We start from the raw sequence: 22,194 nt of genomic DNA, 5'->3' as shown, positions 1-22,194 counted from the left end.
CCTCCCAATGCCGTTGGCCGATCTAACCTACCTGGTCGTCGAAGATAATGAATTCCAGCGCCGTTGGCTGGTGGCGATGCTGACCAACCGGGGCGCCAGCAGGATCGTCGAGGCCGGCGACGGCATCGCTGCCCTGGCGCTGCTGCAGGATCCGCAGCAAGCCATCGATCTCTGCTTCATCGATCTGAACATGCCGGGCATGGACGGCATGGAACTGATCCGCCACATGGCCAGGAGCGCCAATCCGGTCTCGATCATCCTGGCCAGCGCGCTCGATCCGTCGCTGGTGTTTTCGGTCGAATCCATGTCCCAGGCCTACGGCGTCAACATGCTGGGCACGATCACCAAACCGGCCACGCCGGAAGAACTGGAAACCCTGATCGCCCGCTATGTGGCGCCACCGGCGCGGCACCAGACCGCGCCCAGCGCCCCCCCTGCGCCGACGCTCGAGGAAATCCTGCTGGGCTTGCAGGAAGACCAGTTCGTCCCCTACTTCCAGCCCAAGGTCGAGATCGCCAGCGGCAAGGTCAAGGGCGTCGAAGCCTTTGCCCGCTGGGAGCATCCGCAACATGGCGTGATCGCGCCAGGCGCCTTCATCCCCTTGCTGGAAGCCAGCGGCAAGATCGACTTGCTTAGCTGGAGCATCATCCGCAAGTCGGCGGCCGCCTGCCGCGCCTTGCACGATGCCGGCCACCCGATCGCCGTCTCGATCAATCTGGCTTTGCAAGCCCTGAGGGAACTGGAATTCGCGGATCATTTCGCCAACTGCATGGCCGCGCATGGGATCGATCCCGGCGACATCACCATCGAAATCAGTGAATCGGCTTCCAAGACCGAAATGCCGGCCGTGCTGGAAAACCTCGCCAGATTGCGCATGAAAGGTTTCATGCTGGCAGTGGACGACTACGGCACAGGCGACGCCAGCATGCAGCACCAGTTGCGCATTCCCTTCTCGGAACTGAAGATCGACCGCTCCTTCGTGGTCGGCGCCGCGCATAACAAGGCGCTCGAACTGGTACTCGGCTCCAGCCTGGAACTGGCCAGCAAGCTCAAGCGCGAATCGACCGCAGTCGGCGTGGAAACGCGGCAAGACTGGGATCTGCTGCACAAGCTGGGCTGCACCAATGTCCAGGGCTACTATATCGCCAAGCCGATGGCCGCCAAAGCGTTGAACAGCTGGCTCGCCGAATGGGCGCAGTTCTTTTAGCCATCAGCGACGGCCCTGCCGCATCCGCAACGCTACGAGCACGCTGACGTTCATGATTCTTGGCAATGGAAAAAATTAAATGGTCAGGAAACCAAATTTTTATATGAAGCAAACATCGAAACTTGTCGAGGAACCTAGAGTCGGATAGTTAAAGGGTACGTTGGGGCACACTGCCGGCAACGCGACCCTTGGGTTGAACCAGGTTTTCGTTGCCACGGCTCAGGTAGCCATTGCAGCGCCTGCAATCCATCATTATTTGAAATGCTTACAGTGGAGGAATGTCATGAATGAATCCAGAAAAAGCGAGAAAAAAGTGATGTCTGCCAATAAGACACCCGGTGCCGCGCAATTGCCATCATCGTTCGGCAATGCATCGCAAGCAGTAACGCCCAAGGATATCTCGCCCGAGAATGCCTCATGGGCCGACGTATGCGAACGCAAGATTGCCTCTGCCAATCGCCAGGAACATGACGAAGCTTTACTGGATGAAGCAGTGGACGAGACTTTCCCGGCCAGCGATCCGGTTGCCGAATTGCCGACAGTACATGGCAGCCACCAGTACGCGGCTGGCAACGATGAGGGGGAACAATCGCTGGATCATGCGATTGAAATGACGTTCCCGGCAAGCGACCCGATTGCCATTCCGAGCAGCGAAGAATTGCATCATGAAAAAGACCTGAGGAAAATCAGAGCCAGCCAGTCAGGGGCACCTTCCCGCTAAGCCGCCTTCCCGCTAAACAACAAGGAGGGCAACAGGCCTCGACATTGTCCGACTTCATGGGTCGATAAAAAGCCAGGGATAAGTTTTCTCCCTGGCTTTTCTCTACACGATGCTTTTATCTACGGAATCAAACAGGCCGCCGCAAGAGCGCAGCCTAGGATTCCAGACGTGCCGCCAGCGTAATCGCTGCGTTCAGCACTTTGGATACTGGACATCCTGCCTTGGCTTTTTCTGCCGCATCTGCAAAGGCTTGCTGATCGGCGCCGGGAATTTTGGCAAGCAAATCAAGATGGATTGCGGTAATCGAAAAACTGTCCCCAACTTTTTCTATCGTGACAGCCGCGCTGGTGGTCAGTCGCTCCGCCACCATGCCCGCCTCGCCCAGTTGCCCTGACAGCGCCATCGTAAAGCAGCCGGCATGAGCTGCCGCAATCAATTCTTCCGGATTGGTGCCCACGCCATTTTCAAAACGACTGGTAAAGCCGTACTGGGTGCTGTTGAGTACACCGCTCTGCGTCGAAATGTTGCCTTTGCCATCTTTCAGGCCGCCACTCCATACTGCCGTTGCCGTACGTTTCATCGCTGCTCTCCTTCGCTGTCAAAATCCGGGATTTCGGTAACGCCGCACAAGATAACGCGCACCACACAGCGGCGCGCACAGCCTTCGCCTTTTGTTGATGGTGATTAGACTCGCTTTGCCTGGAACATTCCGCTCGCTGGAAAGAAAACCGCAGCCACACTACTGTTTGCTTTAACCCTAGCCGCCGGGCAAATCTTTATGCTAGCCTTGCCGCTGGCCGGAAGTAATTGCATCTTTTAAACCCGGCAGGCCGGAATAGCGATCCTGATCATGTATACCCAATTCTTTCAGCTCAAGCAGGCGCCCTTCTCGATCGCTCCCGATCCGCGTTACCTGTTCATGAGCGAACGGCATCGCGAGGCACTGGCCCATCTGCTCTACGGCGTCGGCAGCGGCGGCGGTTTCGTGCTGCTGACCGGCGAGATCGGCGCCGGCAAGACGACGGTCTGCCGCTGCCTGCTGGAACAGATTCCCGAGAACTGCCACGTCGCCTACATCTTCAACCCGAAACTGTCGGTCGGCGAATTGCTGCAATCGATCTGCGAAGAATTTCGCATCGACACGATTGCGCCGGGTGCCGCTACAGCAACAATAAAAACTTACGTCGACGCGCTCAACGCCTATCTGCTGCGCAGTCACGCGGAAGGCAAAAACAGTGTCCTGATCATCGACGAAGCGCAGAACCTGGCGCCCGACGTACTGGAACAATTGCGCCTGCTGACCAACCTGGAAACCAATGAACGCAAGCTGCTGCAAGTGATCCTGATCGGTCAGCCGGAGCTGCGCGCCATGCTGGCGCGGCCGGAACTGGAACAACTGGGGCAACGCGTGATCGCGCGCTACCACCTGGATGCCCTGTCGCCGCAGGAAACCGCCAGCTATATCCTGCACCGCATGTCGATTTCAGGGGCCACGGCAGTACGCCCCTTTGCCGCGACGCTCATGCCGAAAATTCACCGGCTCACGCGCGGCGTCCCGCGCCGCATCAACCTGCTGTGCGACCGCGCACTGCTGGGCGCGTATGCTGCCAGCCGCACGGAAGTCACGCCGGCCATCCTGGCGCAGGCGGCCCGCGAGGTATTCGGCACCGACGCCGCGACCAGCCCGGGCCGGCGCTCGGCGCCGACCCACCGCCAGCGCTGGCGGCTCGGCGCGGCAGGTGCCGTCGGCGCCTTGCTGAGCGGCGCAATCGGCTGGGCCTGGCAGCACGGCAACGCTGCGCCCGATCCGGCCATACAGGCGGTCCTCGCCGCGCATGCGGGAAGCTTCAAGCTGTCGCACAGCCTGGCAACAGATCATCCCCGGCAGCGTCCGGGTGCTGCCAGCGGCGCCCTTTCCCGCCCCCGGACAGCGACACCGCAGTCGCCGCTTGCCGCCGACATGGGCGGCGTGCTGGGCGATACCACGCGCGACGAAACGTCCGCATTCCGCTTGCTGGGGCAGTTATGGGGCATGGCGCTGGGACCGGAAGATCCTTGCGCCGTCGCGCGCAGCCGCAATGTTCACTGCCATCGCAGCACAGGCGGCTTGGCGGAATTGCGGCGCCTGCACCGTCCGGCCATCCTGAAACTGCGTGACGACAAGCTGGCGAGCCACCATGTTCTCCTGGTGGGCTTGAGCGACACTACGGCAACATTGCGGACTGCCGGCATCGAACGCGATTGGCAAGTCGGCCTGAAGGAATTGGCGCAGCATTTTCAGGGAGAATTCGTGACCTTCTGGCGCGCCCCACCCGGCTATTCCGGCAAAATCGGCCCCGACGACAAGGGCCAGACGGTTGACTGGCTCAATGGCGAACTCTCCCGACTGCATGGCGGTCTCGAAGCCGTGCCAGGCCAGCCCTACGGCGATGCCATGGCCAGGCAGATGCGCCAGTTCCAGAAAGCGCACGGCCTGCAGGCGGATGGCATTGCCGGCGCACGCACTCTGATGTTCCTGAACGACGCAGCCGGCATCCCGGAACCCCGGCTGCACATGAACCAGGCCCTGGCTGCGGCCCTGCCTGGAGAGTAAGCCGATGTCCTATATTCTCGACGCCCTGAAAAAAGCCGAAGCTGAACGCCATATCGGACAGATTCCCGGCCTGCATGTGCAGCCTGCCGCCGCCTTGCCGTCCGGTCCGGCGCAGCCCCGCGCCCACAGGGCCTGGCTGGCCGCTGCCGCTGCGCTGCTGGTCGCAGGCGCCGCACTGGCCTGGCTGCGGCCCTGGCAAGCGCCAGGGCCGCAGCCCCTTTCGCCCCTCTCCCAGCCTGCCGCACAGACCCAGGCGCCTTCAGTCAAGGAGAAGGGCACGCCCCCAGCGCTGCCATCATTGGCCGACGCAGCTGCCCCGGCCCCGCAAATCGTCGCGATCAGCCCGCCGCCGGCACCGCCAAGGCCGGCGGCCCATAGCGCAAAAATTGCAGAAAAACCGCGCAATGCATCGTCGGCGCCGCCCAGGGAAGCGCGCAAATCTCCCGCCGACGTCGCCGCAGCCAAGCCCCGCGCCGCGCCTGCAACGCCAGTTCCGGCCAGCGACACCGACCTCAAGCTAAGCACCGCACTGACACCCGAACCAGGTACATCCTCACCGCGGGAATTGCCGGAACAGATACACCGCGAATTACCGAACCTGACCATCGGCGGCTACATCTATTCCGATAATCCGCGTGAACGCCAACTGCTCGTCAACAAACGCTTGTTGCATGAAGGTGAAGAAGCTGCGCCAGGGGTGATCCTGGAAAAAATGTTGCCCAAAGCCGCAGTATTCAATTACAAGGGCTACCGTTACCGGCTGGCCTACTGAATCGCGCGGCCACAGTCTTACAAAGCCGGCCGCAGCAAGCGTTAGTTGAGATTAATCAAATATGACGCCAAAAATATGCCGCAGATCAATTCCTCTCCAATTTGCCAGTTGTACTGATGCATTTTCAATAATACTATTCCGTGTACGTCACTTTCGGGCATTTCTGCCAAAGTGAATTGTCCAAGTAGTCAATATTTCCTCCCGATTGTGACCCTTGGCCGGAAGCGCCCCGGAGGAAGTCGCGTGGTTTTCGCCTGCCGCACATGGACACGACGACAAGCGTAATTAGCCTTAATCAGAATGATATTTTTGCTATTATTAATAAAATATCCACGTACCTATCTAGGGATGTGATTTGTGGTAGGCTTTTATTTTTAAATGGAAGCAATGCGGTGGACTTATGTACAAAAAAATCCTGATTCCAACTGACGGCTCCGATATTTCCAAGGCGGCTGCACGCGCCGGTGTCGAATTTGCCCAACAATTAGGGGCAGAAGTGATCGGGCTGTTTGTCGCGCCGGAATACCAGTACCCGGTATTCATCGAAATAATCCCCCCTAATTTCCCCTCGGAAGAAGAGTATCTGGCGTCGATGCGCAAGCTCGGCGACATCCATCTGCAAGTCATTGCCGAAGCAGCCAAGGCGGTTGGCGTCCAATCCTCCGGGATCACGATTTTTTCCGATGCGACCGCACGCGAAATCGTCCATACGGCCGAACAACAGGTCTGTGACCTGATTTTCATCGGTTCGCACGGCAGAAGCGGGTGGGGGCAGGCAATATTGGGCAGTACCACCACCAAGGTATTGTCCACCTGCAAAATTCCTGTGCTCGTCTATCGACTGGCTAAACAACCCGGTGACACCGGCACCGTGAAATAACATGATCCGTATCGTCATTGCCGACGACCACACCATCATGCGCGAAGGCTTGAAGCGCATTCTGGATGGTGCGGACGACATCGAAGTGGTGGGCGAAGCAGTCGATGGTTTCGAAGCGCTGTCGCATGTGCGCCGGGGCGGCTTCGATCTGCTGATGCTGGATCTGTCCATGCCCGGACGCAGCGGTGTCGAACTGATCCGCCAGATCAAGGATGAGGCGCCGAAACTGCCAATCCTGATTCTGACCATGCATGAAGAAGACCAGTATGCCATTCGCGCCATCCGTGCCGGCGCGCGTGGCTACCTGACCAAGGAAAGCGCCGGCACGCAATTGCTGAGCGCAATCCGCAAAGTTGCTGCTGGCCGCCCCTACATCAGCATTGAAGTGGCCGAACAACTGGCGATGGATGCCATGCCATCCAATGAAGATTTCCCCCACAAGAAATTATCTGACCGCGAATTCGAAGTATTCAGCTTGTTGGTCGGAGGCAAAACCATCGGCGAAATTGCCGACCTCCTGCATCTGAGCGCCAAGACCGTCAGCACCCACAAGACGCGTATTCTCTACAAGATGGACATGCATTCGCTGGCCGAAATGGTGCAATACGCCGTCGAACACCGCTTGCTTACCCCCTTGAAAATTTGAATGTCAGTGCCATCCTGCATTCTTCAATGTAAGAATATTCTTACCTCCCCCCTCTTTATCCTACTACCCTATTCAGCGGACACCGATAGCAAATAAACACCTTGCGCCGCATACTTTCCCTGTGTAATTGGCGCGCGCAAATCGGTTTTTCACTCTCGTTTGACTGGGAGCAGCTCGCTTGTTTCCCTATGCAGGGACTGCGGATTTGACCCGTCGCATGAGTCGCTCCCGTAGAGCGCAAAGAACGTAGTGGCGGATGGTTTTTTCAGACGTATCGCTGCAGGGATGCCGAGAAAATTCCGTAGCGACTGCAAGATTGGCGGCAGCTCATCCCGGGTTGTCTCGTCGCAGTAAGTGAACGTTTTTTTGGAACAGGAGTTGCCATGCTGTCCTCGCCCCCCTCCGAGATCCGGACCGAATTTTCCAATCCAGCTTCACATTCTTCACCACATGAAACGGGATGGCAACGCCAGGGAAAACTCTGGTCAAATCTGAAGGAATTAGGCGACCTGCTGCGCATACCATCCGCAGTCTCGCTGGCCGACGATGAATTGCTGTTCCAGCACGTACAGTTCAAGACCGGTCAGCGCGTCCATACCATCGGCCAGCCCTTTGACAGCCTGTATGTGGTGCACTCCGGATTTTTGAAAACCGTCCTGATCGACGAATTCGGCAATGAACAGGTGCTGAGCTTCCCGATGAAAGGGGATTTGTTCGGCGTCGATGGCATCCACACCAGGCACCATGCGTCGGAAGCGGTCGCCCTGTCGAACTGCGACCTGATCCTGCTGCCATTCAAGAAGCTAACCGCGCTCGGCCGCACCCACGCCGAGTTCGAGCACGCGATGTATAGCGTAATGAGTCGCGAACTGGTACGCGAACAAAGCATGGTCAGTATGCTGGGCGCCCTTTCCGCCGAGGCGCGCGTCGCCCGTTTCCTCGTCTCGCTGTCGGATCGCTATGCCGACATGGGTTACTCCAGCAAACTCTTCAACCTGCGCATGACGCGCCACGAAATCGGCAGTTACCTCGGCCTGACGCTGGAAACGGTCAGCCGCACGCTGTCGGCATTCAATGAAATCGGCTTGATCAGCGTCGACCAGCGCTCCATCGGCATCAAGGACATCGATTCCCTGAAAACCTTGCGTCGCCTGCCGCCCTCAAGTTCGCGCGCAAAACAGCTGGCCGCACGTAAACAAAAAGCCGCCGGCGTCACACAACTGGCGGCATCGGCCTGAAATAGTGTATGCCCGGACCGCCGCTCATGGCGGCGGTCCGGGCATACGCTGCAGCGCAAGGCAGCCCAAGGCCGCACGATTTGGAACTGATTTATTTTCGCTTACTGCCAGAGTGGTGCCCACCAGAGGTCGTTGCCTTCCTTTCGCGTCCCCCTGCCATCGCCTCGGCAGTTTCATCAATCGCCTCATTGGCGTTCACATATGCATTATGGGCGGCATTCTCGAAAGTAGTGCGGGCCGCCTCGATATTCCGATTGGCGACGGCAGCCGCTTCCTGGAACGCAGACTGCCAGGCGGAAAACAATCCGGTCATTGGCGTCAGTGGAATGGCGGATGGCGGCGCCTCGCCGCTTTCCCTTTCCGGCGCCAGCGCTGTGGCAAATTCAGTCATGGCGCCGCCACCTAGCTGCGCCATGTAATTTTGCATCGACTTGCCGACTTCCGATTGGACTTCGTTGAATACACGAATCAATTCGCGCTGATAATCCATAGTGCGCTCGGGACGCTGCGAAAAATACCTTGCCTGGGCACTGGCCGCCCCTTGCGCGTCGCGCACCGCCACCAGCGACTGGGCGAATCGCAACTGCTCGATGCAGGCCCGATGCGATGCCTCCAGCATGACATGGTCCATTTTTTGGACACCGGAAAAAAACGTATCGGCAACCCGGCGCGACGCTTCCAGCTGTGTCTGATACATCGCCGCCATCGGGTTAAGCATTGTTTGCACATTCAGATTTGGCATCGTTACACTCCTCGGTTCATGAGCACTGGATCAGGCGCCAGACTTCCCGGTGCCGCGTACAAGCATGTCGCACGCGGCGAACCGGACTGCGCCTCCTCCAAGGTCGCTTCAAATTCTCCATTCTGGCAGTGCAGCACTTACCATCCTTGAGAACGCGCAAAGCCAATCATGTGTCCGACGGATGCAGCATTGATGCGTCATGATGTGCGTGCACAAGCTCCGCATGTGGAAATGATGTATAAATCTGACAACACCAACATGCAGATTTTCTCGCACATTTTTTTACGCAAGGAGATGGTCATGGCTTACAAGACAATTCTGGTCCACGTGGACGACTCCCGGCAAGCGGCCGAACGCATCCGGATTGCCGCCAGGCTGGCGCGGGCGTACGACGCCCATCTGATCGGTGCAGCGGCGACCGGTATTTCGCGTTATGCGTTCCAGGGCGGCGCCACACTGCCGCCCGACCCCAGTCTGGCAATCCATCTCGAATACCTGCGCCAGCGCGCCCAACGCGCGCTCGACCAGGCCGAACCGCTGGTGCAGCAGGAAGGCTTGTCCACGCTCGAAAAGCGCCTGCTGGATGACGATGCTTCCGGCGGACTTGGCACGCTGGCGCGCTACAGCGACCTGGTCGTCATCGGCCAGGCTGACCCCGGCGAAGCGGCGGCAACCGTCTTGTCCGACTTCCCGGAATACATTGTCTTCACCAGCGGCCGTCCGGCGCTGATCATTCCCTATGCCGGCGCTTTCGCCAGTATCGGCAAGCGTGTCCTCATCGCCTGGGACGGCGGGCGCTCGGCCACCCGCGCGGTCACCGACGCCTTGCCATTGTTGCGGCAAGCCGAGCTGGTGCAAGTGGCGCTCTTCAACCAGGATGGCACTGCCAGCCAGGAGCCGCCCCTCGGCAGCGACATCGCGTTGTATCTCGCCCGCCACGGCATCAAGACTGAACTGCTGCCCAGTCGCCCCAGCGGCAACATTGGCGACTCCCTGCTGACGCTGGCGGCCGACCTCGGCGCCGACCTGATCGTCATGGGCGGCTACGGCCACTCCCGCTTCCGCGAAATTCTGCTGGGCGGCGTGACCCGCACCATGCTTGCCTCGATGACGGTGCCGGTCCTGATGTCGCATTGAACACAAAAACCACGCATGACCTGAAATCCCGAACACAGTTCTTGATTAGGAGTAATATTTCCATTCCAGCAAAAAACGAGAGCAGGCCATGCAACTGGATCCTTTTGGCATTGGTAATACCTTCTTCAAGATCCAGCAAGCCTGGCTGCGGCACCCGCAGCAACAGATGGAAGCGCAGCGTGAACTGGCAGCCAGCCTGTGGATGCTGAACCTGAATGCGCTGACGGCGCTCGCCGGCGGCAACGCGAAAACTGCCGAAAAGCCGGCGCACGGCGATGAACGCTTCCACGACCCGGAGTGGCAAGCCAGCCTGGGCAATTCGCTCATGGTGCAACACTATCTGGCCTACACCCGCTGGCTTGAACGCACCGTCTATGACACCCCCGACCTGGATAGCAAGGAACGCCATGCCGGCGCGTTCTGGACCCGCCAGTGGTTCAATGCCCTGGCACCCAGCAACTTCTTCTTTACCAATCCGGTCGCCCTCAACAAGGCCATGGAAACGCGCGGCGCCAGCCTGGCCAAGGGTGTCGAGCACTTCCTCGCCGACCTCAAGGCGGGCGACGTGCAAATGCTGGGCAATGAAGCTGCTTTTACGCTCGGCAAGGAACTGGCCAGCACGCCCGGGTCGGTGGTATTCCGCAATGAATTGATCGAGCTGATCCAGTATCAACCGGTGGACAAAAAAGTGCATGCCATGCCGATCGTGATCGCGCCGCCCTGGATCAACAAGTTCTACATCATGGACTTGAATGAAAAGAAAAGCATGGTGCGCCACCTGGTCAAGGAAGGCTTCACGGTCTTCATGATCAGCTGGAAAAACCCTGGCGCCGACATGGCGGACAATACGTTCGAGAAGTATTTGTTGAAGGGCATGCTGCAGGCGATCGAGGTTGCGCGCGCGATCACGCAGGCGCCGAAGGTGCATGCCGTCGGCTATTGCATCGGCGGCACCGCCCTGGCGGCGCTGATGGCGTTGTTGAATCGCAAGTTCAAGCCGACCCAGATGCCGGTGGCGCACTGGACTCTGCTGTCGTCGCTGGCCGATTTCTCGCGCCCGGGCGAAATCGAGGCATTCATCAATGAACACAGCCTGGCGACCATCGAGCAGCTGATGGAAAAACAGGGCTACCTCGACAAAAAGCAAATGTCGTCGGCCTTCCGCATGCTGCGTCCGAACAGCCTGATCTGGCACTACGTGGTGCACAAATACCTGTACGGCGAAACCCCGCCCTCGCTCGATGTCCTTTACTGGAATGGCGACAGCACCCGGGTGCCGCGCGCCATGCACACTTTCTGCCTGCGCCAGTTCTATGTCGCCAACAATCTGGCCCGGAAGGATGCCATCGTACTCGATGGCCACAAGCTCGACCTCGGCCGCATCGCCCAGCCGCTGTACGCGGTCGGCACCACCGAAGACCACATCACGCCCTGGGCCGGCACCTTCAAGACGGCGGCCCTGGTCCAGGGCCCGGTGCGCTACGTGCTGTCGACTTCCGGCCACATCCTCGGCATCATCAACCCGCCCGGCGCCACCTCCAAACGCGAGTTCTGGGCCGGTGACGCCAGCGGCGCCACCGACAGCGCCACCTGGCTGGGCGACCAGCGCAAGCAGGCCGGCTCCTGGTGGAACGACTGGTGCGCCTGGCTGCGCGAGGGCTGCGGTCCGCTGCAGGCGTCGCCGCCGGTCGGCCTGCCGGACTATCCGGTGTTGTGCGACGCGCCCGGCACCTACGTCAGGGAAACCTGATCCGTTGGCCGCAGGCGGTTTCACATCGAGGGGAAAAATGGCATAAGATTGCCGTTTGAACGTCAACGATCCCTCATCCCATGTCACCACGCCTGACCATCATCGTCGCCATCGACGCCCAGCGCGGCATCGGCCTGAACAACGCCCTGCCCTGGCGCCTGCCGGAAGACCTGGCCTTCTTCAAGCGCACCACCACCGGTCATCCCATCATCATGGGCCGCAAGACCTTCGATTCGATCGGCAAGCCCCTGCCGAACCGCCGCAACATTGTCATTACCCGCAATCCGGACTGGCGCCACGACGGCGTCGAGGCGGTCGGCTCGATGGCGGCGGCGGCCCAGCTGGCCGGCGACGCCGAAGCTTTCGTGATCGGCGGCGCACAAATTTTTGCCGAGGCGCTGCCGCAGGTGCAGCGGCTGATCGTCACCGAAATCGCCAAGACCTTTGCCTGCGATACTTTCTTGCCGGCCTTCGACCCCGCCCTGTGGCGCGAAACCGCGCGCGAGCGCCACCACTCCGAGGCCAATGCCTGCGATTTCGCCTTTGTCACCTACGAGCGTGCCTGATTTTCCCCCACTGCCGCCCCATATCTGCGACAATCCCGTTTTTTAAAATCGGCAGGCCAGCGCCCGGATACCGGCGCGCGCCTGCCTGTCATGCCTGCTCGATTGCAAGCGGCTGGAGGCCTCGATGAAGTTCCGTTTCCCTATTGTCATCATTGACGAAGATTTCCGTTCCGAAAATACATCCGGCCTGGGCATCCGTGCCCTCGCCAACGCGATGGAACAGGAAGGCATGGAAGTCGTCGGCGTCACCAGTTACGGCGACCTGTCGCAGTTCGCCCAGCAACAGTCGCGCGCCTCCGCCTTCATCCTGTCGATCGATGACGAGGAATTTGGCGGCGGCAGCGACGACGAAGTCGAGACGGCGCTGAAATCGCTGCGCGCCTTCGTCGAGGAAATCCGCCACAAGAACGCCGACATTCCGATCTACCTGTACGGCGAAACCCGCACCTCGCGCCATATCCCCAACGATATCCTGCGCGAGCTGCACGGCTTCATCCACATGTTCGAGGACACCCCGGAATTCGTCGCGCGCCACATCATCCGCGAAGCCAAATCCTACCTGGACAGCCTGCCGCCGCCGTTTTTCCGCGCGCTGGTGCATTACGCCCAGGACGGCTCGTATTCGTGGCACTGCCCCGGTCACTCCGGCGGCGTGGCGTTCCTGAAGTCGCCCATCGGCCAGATGTTCCACCAGTTTTTCGGCGAAAACATGCTGCGCGCCGACGTCTGCAACGCCGTCGAGGAACTCGGCCAGCTGCTCGACCATACCGGCCCGGTGGCCGCCTCCGAGCGCAATGCCGCGCGCATCTTCGATGCCGACCATTGCTACTTCGTTACCAACGGCACCTCGACCTCGAACAAGATGGTCTGGCACTCGACGGTGGCGCCGGGCGACATCGTGGTGGTGGACCGCAACTGCCACAAGTCGATCCTGCACTCGATCATCATGACCGGGGCGATCCCCGTGTTCCTGATGCCGACGCGTAACCATCTCGGCATCATCGGCCCGATCCCACTGGAAGAATTCACGCCGGAGAGCATCGCGCGCAAGATCGAGGCCAATCCGTTCGCGCGCGAAGCGGTCAACAAGAAGCCGCGCATCCTGACCATCACGCAATCGACCTACGACGGCGTGGTCTACAACGTCGAGACCCTGAGGCAGATGCTGGACGGGAAGATCGACACCCTGCACTTCGACGAAGCGTGGCTGCCGCACGCCACCTTCCACGATTTTTACAAGAACATGCACGCCATCGGCAAGGACCGTCCGCGCGCCAAGGAATCGCTGATCTTCTCGACCCAGTCGACCCACAAGCTGCTGGCCGGGCTGTCGCAGGCTTCGCAAATCCTGGTGCGCGAATCGGAATCGGTCAAGCTCGACCGTGACACCTTCAACGAAGCCTACCTGATGCATACCTCGACCTCGCCGCAATACGCCATCATCGCCTCCTGCGATGTGGCGGCGGCGATGATGGAAGCACCGGGCGGCACTGCGCTGGTCGAGGAAAGCATCCAGGAAGCGCTGGAATTCCGCCGCGCCATGAAAAAGGTCGACAAGGAATTCGGCCTGGACTGGTGGTTCAAGGTGTGGGGTCCGGACCATTTTGCCGAAGATGGCATCGGCACCCAGGATGACTGGATCATCCGCGCCGAAGACGACTGGCACGGCTTCGGCGATCTCGCGCCGGGCTTCAACATGCTCGATCCGATCAAGGCCACGGTAGTCACCCCGGGCCTGTCGCTGGACGGCACTTTCGGCGACACCGGCATCCCGGCCTCGATCGTCACCAAGTACCTGGCCGAGCATGGCGTCATCGTCGAAAAGGCCGGCCTGTACTCATTCTTCATCATGTTCACCATCGGCATTACCAAGGGCCGCTGGAACACGCTGCTGACCGCGCTGCAGCAGTTCAAGGACGACTACGACAAGAACCAGCCGATCTGGCGCATCCTGCCGGAATTCGCCGCCGTCAACCCGCGCTACGAGCGCATCGGCCTGCGTGACCTGTGCCACCAGATCCACGACATGTACAAGTCCTACGACGTCGCGCGCCTGACCACCGAGATGTATTTGTCCGACATGCAGCCGGCGATGAAGCCCTCGGACGCGTTTGCCAAGATGGCGCACCGCGACATCGAGCGGGTGGCGATCGATGCGCTCGAAGGCCGCGTCACGGCCATCCTGCTGACGCCCTACCCGCCCGGCATTCCACTGCTGATCCCGGGTGAGCGCTTCAACAAGACCATCGTCGATTACCTGCGCTTCGCACGCGACTTCAACGAAAAATTCCCGGGCTTCGAAACCGACGTGCACGGCTTGGTCACGCGCGAAGTGGATGGCAAGCGCGGGTATTTCGTCGACTGCGTAAAGCAGGACTGAGGCGCGTTCTCATACAGGCGGGCGCGGCGCGTCAAGCGGACTGGTGACGCCGCGACCGCCGCACCCGCAGAAGATGCTGTTCCAACGGCAGGCGCAATGTCTGCGGCAGCATGGTAATGCGGCCTTTTGCGCCCTTGCCCTGACGGATCATGATTTCGCGCCGGGCAAAATCCAGATCCTGGACACGCAAGCTGAAACACTCCCGCAATCGCAGGCCAGGGCTGTAAATGAGCCGCAGCATCAAGCCGCTTGCCCCCTCCACACATTCCAGCAACTTGCGCACCTCGTTCACGGTCAGCACTGCGGGCAGGCGCTTCGGGGTACGGGCGCTGGCAACATTATCCAGCCAGGGCAATTCGATCGCCAACACTTCCCGGTAAAGAAATAGCAGCGCGCTCTTTGCCTGACTCTGGGTAGACGCAGAAACCCCCTGCACATTTGCCAAATCATTCAAAAATGCCTCGATGTGCTCCTTGCCCAACTCCACCGGATGCCGCTTGCCATGGAACAATACGAATCGGCGCACCCAATCGACATAAGCCCCTCCGTGCGGGGACTATAGTGCCGCATGCGAATACGCTCGCGCATCTGGTCCAGCAGCCGCAGCTTGGGGCCAGATTTGCCGTGTTGCAAATTTGTCTCAAGGTGCATTTGTGTTTTTGAAATAGGGTGTGATAAAGTCAGCCAACGTGTTGATTTGACAATGATTACACATTGAACACCGCGATCGAAAGCGGCGATTTGTCGCAAAACAAAGCACCTTTTAGGGTGCCCAATTAAGAGTTGGTCCATGACCAAGCGATATACTCTTCCTGCTTCGACGAGGAGAACGAAATGTACAACCAAACCCTAGTGTCCTGAGTTTGAAATTCGTTGAATTATTTTGCCTGTTCGCTGTCCCAGTTTTATTGTTTTCGACAGTGAGGATGATATGGCAGGCAGACCGAAAGCGGCGTTGGTGTTGAGCGCAGAAGAACAAGAACAATTGCATGCTTGGGCACGCCGACGCAAGACGGCGCAAGCATTGGCTCTGCGTTCGCGCATCGTGCTGGAATGTGCCGACGGAGCGGAGAACAAGGCGGTCGCCGCCAAACTTGCAGTGACGGGGCAGACGGTATCGAAATGGCGCGGGCGCTTTGTGCAAATGAGATTGGATGGTTTGCTGGACGCCCCCCGCTCGGGCGCGCCGCGCACGATCGATGATGCGCGCGTCGATGCCGTGATCGCCAAGACGCTGGAAGAGAAACCGTCGAACGCCACGCACTGGAGTACGCGCACCATGGCACGCGAAGCTAAGCTGTCGCAAACGGCGGTCAGCCGTATCTGGCGCGCATTTGGCTTGCAACCGCATCGTCAGGAAACCTTCAAGCTATCCACCGATCCGCTGTTTGTCGAGAAGACCCGCGACATCGTGGGGCTGTACATCGATCCGCCGGTCAAGGCGATGGTGCTGTGCGTCGATGAGAAGAGCCAGATTCAGGCGTTGGATCGGACCCAGCCAATCTTGCCGCTGGCTCCTGGCGTTGCAGAACGGCGCACCCATGACTACCAACGTCATGGCACGACGACCTTGTTTGCCGCGCTCGACATTGCCACGGGCGAAGTCATCGGGCAGTTGCACCGGCGGCATCGCAGCAGTGAATTTCTGAAATTCTTACGCACGATCGAAGCCTCCGTTCCGAGCGATTTGGACATTCATTTGGTGATGGATAACTATGGTACGCACAAGACACCAACCATCCGCAATTGGTTCGCCCGTCATCCGCGCTTCCACGTACATTTCACGCCGACCTCTGCTTCGTGGCTCAACCAGGTCGAGCGCTGGTTCGCCACGCTGACCGAAAAACAAATTCGCCGCGGAACCCATCGTTCGACCCGTCAATTGGAAGACGCCATTCGCGATTACCTCAAACTCAATAACGCCGCCCCCAAGCCGTTTGTCTGGACCAAGTCCGCTGATGACATCATGGCCAGTATTGAACGATTTTGTCTGCGAATTTCAAACTCATGACACTAGCTTTGCTGCTTTCCTCCATCTGTGTGGTACTTCCTGCCATCGCTCATGCCGATGATTCACACAAGGGGTGGTGGCGGGATTCCTGGCGCGACCCATATTGGGAGCAGCCCTGCGAGGTCAAGCTCGAGTCCAAACCTGGCGAGTTCAAACGAGAGATCAAGTGCAAGAATGGTCGCGGTGCGACTTGGCGTGGTGAGTGGAAGGACGAGTTCTGGGATGGCCCCTGCAAAGTCAGGCTGGAGGCCAGTCGTGAGACCTTCAAGGAGGAGGTCAAATGCGATCGGCGTTAGTCACATCAGGGCCTAACAATTCATATATGGACTCCTCCCATAAATCAAGAAACTGATCGTTCAACATAGACACGCAGCATAGAGCTTGCCGCTTCGCGGCACATGCTGCGTGCTGGTTAACGCGGCGTTAAGCTTGGCACGGCCAGCATCAGATCAATATGCGCTGGCCGTTGGGCTAGTTGTCGATCCACATACAAAGCGTTCGTCGTATCTATGGACCGTTCTGGTCCGCCGACTTGGAGAACTGTATGCGCAAGCTCATCGTTGCTGAACACATCAGTCTAGATGGCGTCTTTCAATCCCCCGGCGGGCCGGAAGAAGATCCCAGCGGCGACTTCCGCCTCGGTGGCTGGATAGTGCCCTACGCCGACGAAGCCATCGGCCAGGACCTGCAAAACCTCTTCTCGCAGCCGTTCGAGTTGCTGTTGGGGCGTCGCACCTATGAAATATTCGCGGCGTATTGGCCGCGCGTACCGGTCGAATCAGGCAGCCGCGCCATCGCTGACCGGTTCAACAGCGTGCCTAAGCACGTGGCCACGCATCGATCCGATACGCTTGACTGGCCGAACAGTCATGCGCTGGAGGGCGACCTTGCCGACGCGATACGCGCGCTCAAGCAGCAGGACGGCGCCAACCTATTGACGTGGGGCAGCGGCGACATGGTGCGCCAACTGCTTGCAGCCGGGTTGGTGGACGAGCTTCGGCTTATGATTTATCCCGTCGTACTTGGGCGCGGCAAGCACTTGTTCGGCAACAACGCACAACCGTCGGCCTTCACCCTGGCGCACTCGACCAGCACGCCTGGCGGTGTGCTGCTCACCCGCTACGCGCGCAGCGGCGAGGTGCGCACAGGAACATTCGAAGATGTTGAGTAACGATCAGTGCAGTAAGGGCATGCATTCTGCGGCCGGCAAAGCCACGCACACAAGCCAGGTCACTCAGATGCAACTCCTGCCAATCCGACTCGCGCCAGGCGCTGATCTTCGGCGCGCCTTGGAAGGCGCCGTGGGAAGTCGAAACACAGACTCAGCCTTCGTGGTTGCAGGCATTGGCAGCCTGGTCGAAGCCACTCTTCGCTACGCAGGCGAATCCGCAGAATGCAAACTCGCGGGTCCTCTGGAGATCCTGAGCATTTCAGGCAGTCTCTGTCCCGCAGGCGCACATATGCATATGTCTGTCTCTGATGCATTTGGCCGCGTGTATGGCGGTCACGTTTGCTACGGCAACGAGGTCAGAACCACAGCAGAGGTTCTCCTTGCGCTCTTACCGAATGGCTCGCTTACGCGCGAGCACGATGCGGGGACCGGGTTCAACGAGTTGATTGTCCGTAGCCCAGAGTAAACGCAGAAGGCCGCGCAACGCCAGCCATAATAAAAAACGCGGCCCCGGTTTCCCGCAAGGCCGCGTCAAAGGGAGGATTTTTTACTTTTTCGGCACGTACAGGTCGGTGATGATGCCCAGCCCCATTTCGGCGGCGAACATGGGCGTTTCCGACAGCGTCGGATGCGCATGCACGGTCAGCGCCAGGTCTTCCAGGTCGGCACCCATTTCCATCGCCAGCACCGTTTCGGCCAGCAATTCTCCGGCATTCACGCCAACGATACTTGCGCCGATAATGCGTTTTGTTTCCGGGTCCCACAGCAGCTTGGTGACGCCATCATCGCGTCCCATCGCCAGCGCGCGCCCTGACGCGGCCCACGGGAAGGCGGCCTTTTCATAGGGGATGCCCTTGGCCTTGGCTTCGGTCTCGGTCACGCCCATCCAGGCGATTTCCGGGTCGGTGTAAGCCACCGACGGAATGGTCATGGCATCGAACGCCACCTTGTGGCCGGCGATGACCTCGGCCGCCACCTTGGCTTCATTGGTCGCCTTGTGCGCCAGCATCGGGTCGCCGCAGATATCGCCGATGGCGAAGATGTGCGGCACATTGGTGCGCTGTTGCGAGTCGACCGGGATGAAGCCGCGCTCGTTGACCACCACGCCGGCCTTGTCGGCTGCAATCTCGCGGCCATTCGGGCGGCGACCGACCGCCAGCAAGACCATGTCATAGAGTTGCGGTTCCGCCGGCGCATTGCCGCTGCCTTCCGCGCCCTCGAAAGTGGCCAGCAGGCCTTCCGACCGTGCTTCCAGTTTCGTCACCTTGGTCTTCAGGTAGATCGCCTCATAGCGCTTCTCGATGCGTTTTTGCAGCGGCTTGACGATGTCGCGGTCGGCCGCCGGGATCAGGCCGTCGGCGAATTCGACCACGGTCACGCGGCTGCCCAGGGCGTCATACACGCAAGCCATTTCCAGGCCGATGATGCCGCCGCCGACCACCAGCATGCGCTTGGGGATCTGGCGCAATTCCAGCGCACCGGTGGAATCGATCAGGCGCGGGTCGTCATATGGGAAGCCGGGAATCTTCGCAACCGATGAACCGGCGGCGACGATGGCATTGCGGAAAGCGATGGTCTTGCTGCCTTCCGGCGTTTCCACCGTCAGGGTATTTGGCGACGAGAATCCGCCCTTGCCCTGCACCACCTGCACCTTGCGCGCCTTCGCCAGACCTGCCAGGCCGCCGGTCAGCTTCTTGATCACGCCTTCCTTCCAGCCGCGCAAGCCATCGATATCGATTTCCGGCTTGCCGAACTTGACGCCGGCATGCGCCATTTCTTCGGCTTCGGTGACCACCTTGGCGGCATGCAGCAAGGCCTTGGACGGAATGCAGCCGACGTTCAGGCAAACGCCCCCGAGGCTTGGGTAGCGCTCGACCAGGATCACCTTTTGGCCGAGGTCGGCGGCGCGGAAGGCGGCGGTGTAGCCGCCAGGGCCGGCGCCCAGCACCAGCGTGTCGCATTCCATGTCGGCCTGGCCGGCGAAGCTGGCGGCAGCAGGCGCTGCAGCAGCGGGGGCGGATGCTGCCGGCGCAGCGGCCGCCGTAGCAATTGCGGTCTGCACTGGCGCAGCCGGCGCAGCGGCAGGCGCATCAGCGCCCTGCTGCACTTCCAGCAGCAACAGGGACGAACCTTCCGAGACCTTGTCACCAAGCTTGATTTTCAATTCCTTGACCACGCCGGCGTGGCTGGCGGGAATTTCAATACTGGCCTTGTCCGACTCCACCGTGGCCACCGACTGGTCCACCTTGATCGTGTCGCCCGGCTTGACCAGCAATTCGATGACCTCGACGTCCTTGAAGTCGCCGATATTGGGTACTTTCATTTCCAGCATAGACATAGTTTTATCTCCCACCTATTCTTGTTTCAATTGGATACTGTAGATTTGGTATGGCGCCGCCGAACTTTTGTCGAATTCAACCCCGGCCTGCACCCCGGCCAAAGCAATGTCGCTTGCACTGCCGGGTTGGTCATAGACGGCGTGCATCGCCCCCAGGGCAAAATTGCGGCCGCTACCAATGCCCCAGAAGCGCTCGAAGCAGAATACCTCGCGATATGAATACACGCCGAAAATGCCATACGGATTGGCGATCAGCGAAGTAATCTGCGACGATTCGTAAGGATCATCCTCGTCTTCCTTGGTATTCAGGAAGTAGTTTTCCTTCAGGATCTGGTGCACCTTCGAGTACGTGTCGAAGACTTCCTCGCGACTGTTCAGCTTGCAATCCTCGCCCATCTCGGTCAGCAGCTTGCGCATCACCGGGAAATGCGCCGCAGTCCCGGCCAGGGTGACGTAGGATTCGCCCACCTGGAAGATCTTGCGGTTGGCCTCATAGGCGTTCGACAGCCGGGTGTCGCCGAAGGTGACCAGCGAATCGGCCGCGATCGCAATCTGCCTGTCCTTTTTGACGACAACGCAGGTAGTCATGCATGGTCTCCATAACGGGGTTCGTCACGCACTACAGCAAGGTCTTGCGCAAGTCGGCCAGCACATCGCCGAGGAACACCGTGAAGCGCGCCGCCATGGCGCCGTCGATGACGCGATGGTCGTACGACAGCGACAAGGGCTGCATCAGGCGCGGGGCGAATTGCTTGCCATCCCAGACCGGCTTGATCGCTGACTTCGACAAGCCGAGAATCGCCACTTCCGGCGCATTGATGATCGGCGTGAAGGCAGTGCCGCCAATGCCGCCCAACGACGAGATGGTGAAGCTGGCGCCCTGCATGTCGGCAGGCTTGAGCTTGCCCTCGCGCGCCTGCGCCGACAGGGCGCCCATTTCCTCGGCGATCTGGGCGATGCCCTTTTTGTCGGCGTCCTTGATGACCGGCACCACCAGGCCATTCGGCGTGTCGGCGGCAAAACCGATGTGGTAATACTGCTTGAGGATCAGGTTCTCGCCCTTCTCATCGAGCGAGGCATTGAAGGCGGGGAACTGCTTGAGTGCGGCCACGCAGGCCTTGATGACGAACGCCAGCATGGTCAATTTGACGCCGGACTTGGCCAGCGCGGCATTGCTGGACTTGCGGAATTCTTCCAGGTCGGTGATGTCGGCCTCGTCGAACTGCGTCACATGCGGAATCATCACCCAGTTGCGGTGCAGATTGGGACCGCTGATCTTCTTGATGCGCGACATTGGCTGCACTTCGGTGGCGCCGAATTTCGAGAAATCCAGCGACGGCCAGGCCAGCACATTGAAACCACCGGCACCAGCACCGGCGCCGCCGCCAGCCGCCACAGGTGCGGCCGCGCCACCGCCCGCCACCACCGATTTCACATAAGCCTGCACATCCTGCAGCAGGATGCGGCCCTTCGGCCCCGAACCCGGCACCCGAGCCAGGTCGACCCCGAGTTCGCGCGCAAACTTGCGCACCGAAGGCGAGGCATGCGGCTTGTGGCCGCCAGATGCCGGCACCGGCGCGCTCTCGACCACGGCCATGGTTGGCTGCGGTTGTATCGCCGGCAGTTGCGCGGCGGGTGCCTGAACTGCAGCCGCAGGCGCAGATGCAGCCGTTGCCGATTCTGCCGGCGCGGCAGGCGCGGCGGCAGCAGGCGTTGCCGCAGCCCCGTCCTGGGCATCCAGCACCAGCAGGATTGAACCTTCCGCCACCTTGTCGCCGATCTTGATCTTCAATTCCTTGACCACGCCGGCGTGGCTGGCGGGAATTTCCATGCTGGCCTTGTCCGACTCCACCGTGATCAGCGACTGGTCCGCCTTGATCGTATCGCCCGGCTTGACCAGCAATTCGATGACTTCGACTTCCTTGAAGTCGCCGATGTCCGGCACCTTGATTTCCATAATGCTCATGTTAGCTCCGCTCTTCTCCTTCCCCTGGCAGGGAAGGAACCTCTTATTGTTGATTGACCTTCCCCGCCAGGGGGAA

General features: G+C 59.9%; 20 protein-coding genes. 14 read left to right on the top strand and 6 right to left on the bottom strand.

Going from position 1 to position 22,194, the window contains the following annotated elements; translation table 11 throughout:
• The first annotated feature begins 7 nt into the window (after positions 1–7).
• Together D3878_RS23010 and D3878_RS23005 are read left to right on the top strand one after the other, a co-directional pair.
• Positions 8–1,207, top strand: a complete 1,200-nt coding sequence (locus D3878_RS23010) for an EAL domain-containing response regulator (RefSeq protein ID WP_119787583.1) — start codon at positions 8–10, stop codon at positions 1,205–1,207.
• A 193-nt stretch (positions 1,208–1,400) separates the two neighbouring features.
• A complete protein-coding gene (locus D3878_RS23005; RefSeq protein WP_147384082.1) occupies positions 1,401–1,928 on the top strand; it encodes a hypothetical protein in 528 nt (175 codons plus the stop codon).
• A 154-nt stretch (positions 1,929–2,082) separates the two neighbouring features.
• Here the strand turns inward: D3878_RS23005 and D3878_RS23000 are convergent, their stop codons facing one another.
• The gene (locus tag D3878_RS23000) at positions 2,083–2,508 is read right to left on the bottom strand and encodes an OsmC family protein (protein ID WP_119787581.1); all 426 of its coding nucleotides are present in this window, start codon (positions 2,506–2,508) and stop codon (positions 2,083–2,085) included.
• Between the two features lie 270 nt (positions 2,509–2,778).
• Between D3878_RS23000 and D3878_RS22995 the strand changes: the two genes are divergently transcribed.
• The 5 genes from D3878_RS22995 (at position 2,779) to D3878_RS22975 (ending at position 8,057) form a co-directional block, all read left to right on the top strand.
• Positions 2,779–4,521: an ExeA family protein gene (locus D3878_RS22995; RefSeq protein ID WP_119787580.1), complete on the top strand. Its 1,743-nt coding sequence runs from the start codon at positions 2,779–2,781 to the stop codon at positions 4,519–4,521.
• 4 nt (positions 4,522–4,525) lie between these two features.
• The gene (locus D3878_RS22990) at positions 4,526–5,293 is read left to right on the top strand and encodes a general secretion pathway protein GspB (protein WP_119787579.1); all 768 of its coding nucleotides are present in this window, start codon (positions 4,526–4,528) and stop codon (positions 5,291–5,293) included.
• Between the two features lie 400 nt (positions 5,294–5,693).
• Positions 5,694–6,173, top strand: a complete 480-nt coding sequence (locus tag D3878_RS22985) for a universal stress protein (RefSeq protein ID WP_119787578.1) — start codon at positions 5,694–5,696, stop codon at positions 6,171–6,173.
• Between the two features lies 1 nt (position 6,174).
• Positions 6,175–6,819, top strand: a complete 645-nt coding sequence (locus D3878_RS22980; RefSeq protein WP_119787577.1) for a response regulator — start codon at positions 6,175–6,177, stop codon at positions 6,817–6,819.
• A gap of 383 nt (positions 6,820–7,202) precedes the next feature.
• The gene (locus D3878_RS22975; protein ID WP_119787576.1) at positions 7,203–8,057 is read left to right on the top strand and encodes a Crp/Fnr family transcriptional regulator; all 855 of its coding nucleotides are present in this window, start codon (positions 7,203–7,205) and stop codon (positions 8,055–8,057) included.
• Positions 8,058–8,148: 91 nt separating this feature from the next.
• Here D3878_RS22975 and D3878_RS22970 read toward each other — a convergent pair whose 3' ends face one another.
• Positions 8,149–8,799 carry a phasin family protein gene (locus D3878_RS22970; RefSeq protein WP_119787575.1) on the bottom strand — a complete coding sequence of 217 codons (651 nt, stop codon included), beginning with the start codon at positions 8,797–8,799 and terminating at the stop codon, positions 8,149–8,151.
• A 300-nt stretch (positions 8,800–9,099) separates the two neighbouring features.
• Here D3878_RS22970 and D3878_RS22965 point away from each other — a divergent pair, with 300 nt between their 5' ends.
• From D3878_RS22965 to D3878_RS22950, 4 genes are all read left to right on the top strand, one after another.
• Positions 9,100–9,936: a universal stress protein gene (locus tag D3878_RS22965; RefSeq protein WP_119788100.1), complete on the top strand. Its 837-nt coding sequence runs from the start codon at positions 9,100–9,102 to the stop codon at positions 9,934–9,936.
• Between the two features lie 88 nt (positions 9,937–10,024).
• A complete protein-coding gene (locus D3878_RS22960) occupies positions 10,025–11,686 on the top strand; it encodes a PHA/PHB synthase family protein (protein ID WP_119787574.1) in 1,662 nt (553 codons plus the stop codon).
• 80 nt (positions 11,687–11,766) lie between these two features.
• A complete protein-coding gene (locus D3878_RS22955) occupies positions 11,767–12,252 on the top strand; it encodes a dihydrofolate reductase (protein WP_119787573.1) in 486 nt (161 codons plus the stop codon).
• A gap of 124 nt (positions 12,253–12,376) precedes the next feature.
• Entirely contained in the window at positions 12,377–14,632 is a 2,256-nt protein-coding gene (locus tag D3878_RS22950; protein WP_119787572.1) for an arginine/lysine/ornithine decarboxylase, read from the top strand.
• A gap of 31 nt (positions 14,633–14,663) precedes the next feature.
• On the opposite strand, the gene D3878_RS24755 is transcribed toward D3878_RS22950, so the two are convergent.
• Positions 14,664–15,119, bottom strand: a complete 456-nt coding sequence (locus D3878_RS24755; RefSeq protein ID WP_233556438.1) for a phage integrase N-terminal SAM-like domain-containing protein — start codon at positions 15,117–15,119, stop codon at positions 14,664–14,666.
• Between the two features lie 444 nt (positions 15,120–15,563).
• On the opposite strand from D3878_RS24755, the gene D3878_RS22940 reads away from it, so the two are divergent.
• The 3 genes from D3878_RS22940 (at position 15,564) to D3878_RS22925 (ending at position 18,280) form a co-directional block, all read left to right on the top strand.
• Positions 15,564–16,643 carry an IS630 family transposase gene (locus D3878_RS22940; RefSeq protein WP_119783788.1) on the top strand — a complete coding sequence of 360 codons (1,080 nt, stop codon included), beginning with the start codon at positions 15,564–15,566 and terminating at the stop codon, positions 16,641–16,643.
• A gap of 544 nt (positions 16,644–17,187) precedes the next feature.
• The gene (locus tag D3878_RS22930; protein ID WP_119787570.1) at positions 17,188–17,814 is read left to right on the top strand and encodes a dihydrofolate reductase family protein; all 627 of its coding nucleotides are present in this window, start codon (positions 17,188–17,190) and stop codon (positions 17,812–17,814) included.
• A 67-nt stretch (positions 17,815–17,881) separates the two neighbouring features.
• Entirely contained in the window at positions 17,882–18,280 is a 399-nt protein-coding gene (locus tag D3878_RS22925; RefSeq protein WP_119788099.1) for a PPC domain-containing DNA-binding protein, read from the top strand.
• Positions 18,281–18,361: 81 nt separating this feature from the next.
• Here D3878_RS22925 and lpdA read toward each other — a convergent pair whose 3' ends face one another.
• From lpdA to aceF, 3 genes are read right to left on the bottom strand one after another with little or no spacing between them, the layout of a single operon-like run.
• Entirely contained in the window at positions 18,362–20,152 is a 1,791-nt protein-coding gene (gene lpdA / locus D3878_RS22920; protein ID WP_119787569.1) for a dihydrolipoyl dehydrogenase, read from the bottom strand.
• 15 nt (positions 20,153–20,167) lie between these two features.
• Positions 20,168–20,740: an Ntn hydrolase family protein gene (locus D3878_RS22915; RefSeq protein ID WP_119787568.1), complete on the bottom strand. Its 573-nt coding sequence runs from the start codon at positions 20,738–20,740 to the stop codon at positions 20,168–20,170.
• Between the two features lie 31 nt (positions 20,741–20,771).
• A complete protein-coding gene (gene aceF, locus D3878_RS22910) occupies positions 20,772–22,118 on the bottom strand; it encodes a dihydrolipoyllysine-residue acetyltransferase (protein ID WP_119787567.1) in 1,347 nt (448 codons plus the stop codon).
• Between the last annotated feature and the right edge of the window lie 76 nt (positions 22,119–22,194).

The sequence above is a fragment of the Noviherbaspirillum sedimenti genome (genome assembly GCF_003590835.1).
GTDB lineage: Bacteria > Pseudomonadota > Gammaproteobacteria > Burkholderiales > Burkholderiaceae_D > Paucimonas > Paucimonas sedimenti.
The sequence above is the reverse complement of the archived record's forward strand: the minus strand, read 5'-3'. Positions and strand labels throughout refer to the sequence as shown.

Coding starts and splice junctions, on each gene's coding strand:
- D3878_RS22995 (WP_119787580.1), top strand. CDS start 2,779: ATGTATACCCAATTCTTTCAGCTCAAGCAGGCGCCCTTCTCGATCGCT.
- D3878_RS22955 (WP_119787573.1), top strand. CDS start 11,767: ATGTCACCACGCCTGACCATCATCGTCGCCATCGACGCCCAGCGCGGC.
- D3878_RS22950 (WP_119787572.1), top strand. CDS start 12,377: ATGAAGTTCCGTTTCCCTATTGTCATCATTGACGAAGATTTCCGTTCC.
- D3878_RS22975 (WP_119787576.1), top strand. CDS start 7,203: ATGCTGTCCTCGCCCCCCTCCGAGATCCGGACCGAATTTTCCAATCCA.
- D3878_RS23010 (WP_119787583.1), top strand. CDS start 8: ATGCCGTTGGCCGATCTAACCTACCTGGTCGTCGAAGATAATGAATTC.
- D3878_RS22965 (WP_119788100.1), top strand. CDS start 9,100: ATGGCTTACAAGACAATTCTGGTCCACGTGGACGACTCCCGGCAAGCG.
- D3878_RS22960 (WP_119787574.1), top strand. CDS start 10,025: ATGCAACTGGATCCTTTTGGCATTGGTAATACCTTCTTCAAGATCCAG.
- D3878_RS22990 (WP_119787579.1), top strand. CDS start 4,526: ATGTCCTATATTCTCGACGCCCTGAAAAAAGCCGAAGCTGAACGCCAT.
- D3878_RS22985 (WP_119787578.1), top strand. CDS start 5,694: ATGTACAAAAAAATCCTGATTCCAACTGACGGCTCCGATATTTCCAAG.
- D3878_RS22915 (WP_119787568.1), bottom strand. CDS start 20,740: ATGACTACCTGCGTTGTCGTCAAAAAGGACAGGCAGATTGCGATCGCG.
- D3878_RS22980 (WP_119787577.1), top strand. CDS start 6,175: ATGATCCGTATCGTCATTGCCGACGACCACACCATCATGCGCGAAGGC.
- D3878_RS22970 (WP_119787575.1), bottom strand. CDS start 8,799: ATGCCAAATCTGAATGTGCAAACAATGCTTAACCCGATGGCGGCGATG.
- D3878_RS23000 (WP_119787581.1), bottom strand. CDS start 2,508: ATGAAACGTACGGCAACGGCAGTATGGAGTGGCGGCCTGAAAGATGGC.
- D3878_RS22930 (WP_119787570.1), top strand. CDS start 17,188: ATGCGCAAGCTCATCGTTGCTGAACACATCAGTCTAGATGGCGTCTTT.
- lpdA (WP_119787569.1), bottom strand. CDS start 20,152: ATGTCTATGCTGGAAATGAAAGTACCCAATATCGGCGACTTCAAGGAC.
- D3878_RS22940 (WP_119783788.1), top strand. CDS start 15,564: ATGGCAGGCAGACCGAAAGCGGCGTTGGTGTTGAGCGCAGAAGAACAA.
- aceF (WP_119787567.1), bottom strand. CDS start 22,118: ATGAGCATTATGGAAATCAAGGTGCCGGACATCGGCGACTTCAAGGAA.
- D3878_RS22925 (WP_119788099.1), top strand. CDS start 17,882: ATGCAACTCCTGCCAATCCGACTCGCGCCAGGCGCTGATCTTCGGCGC.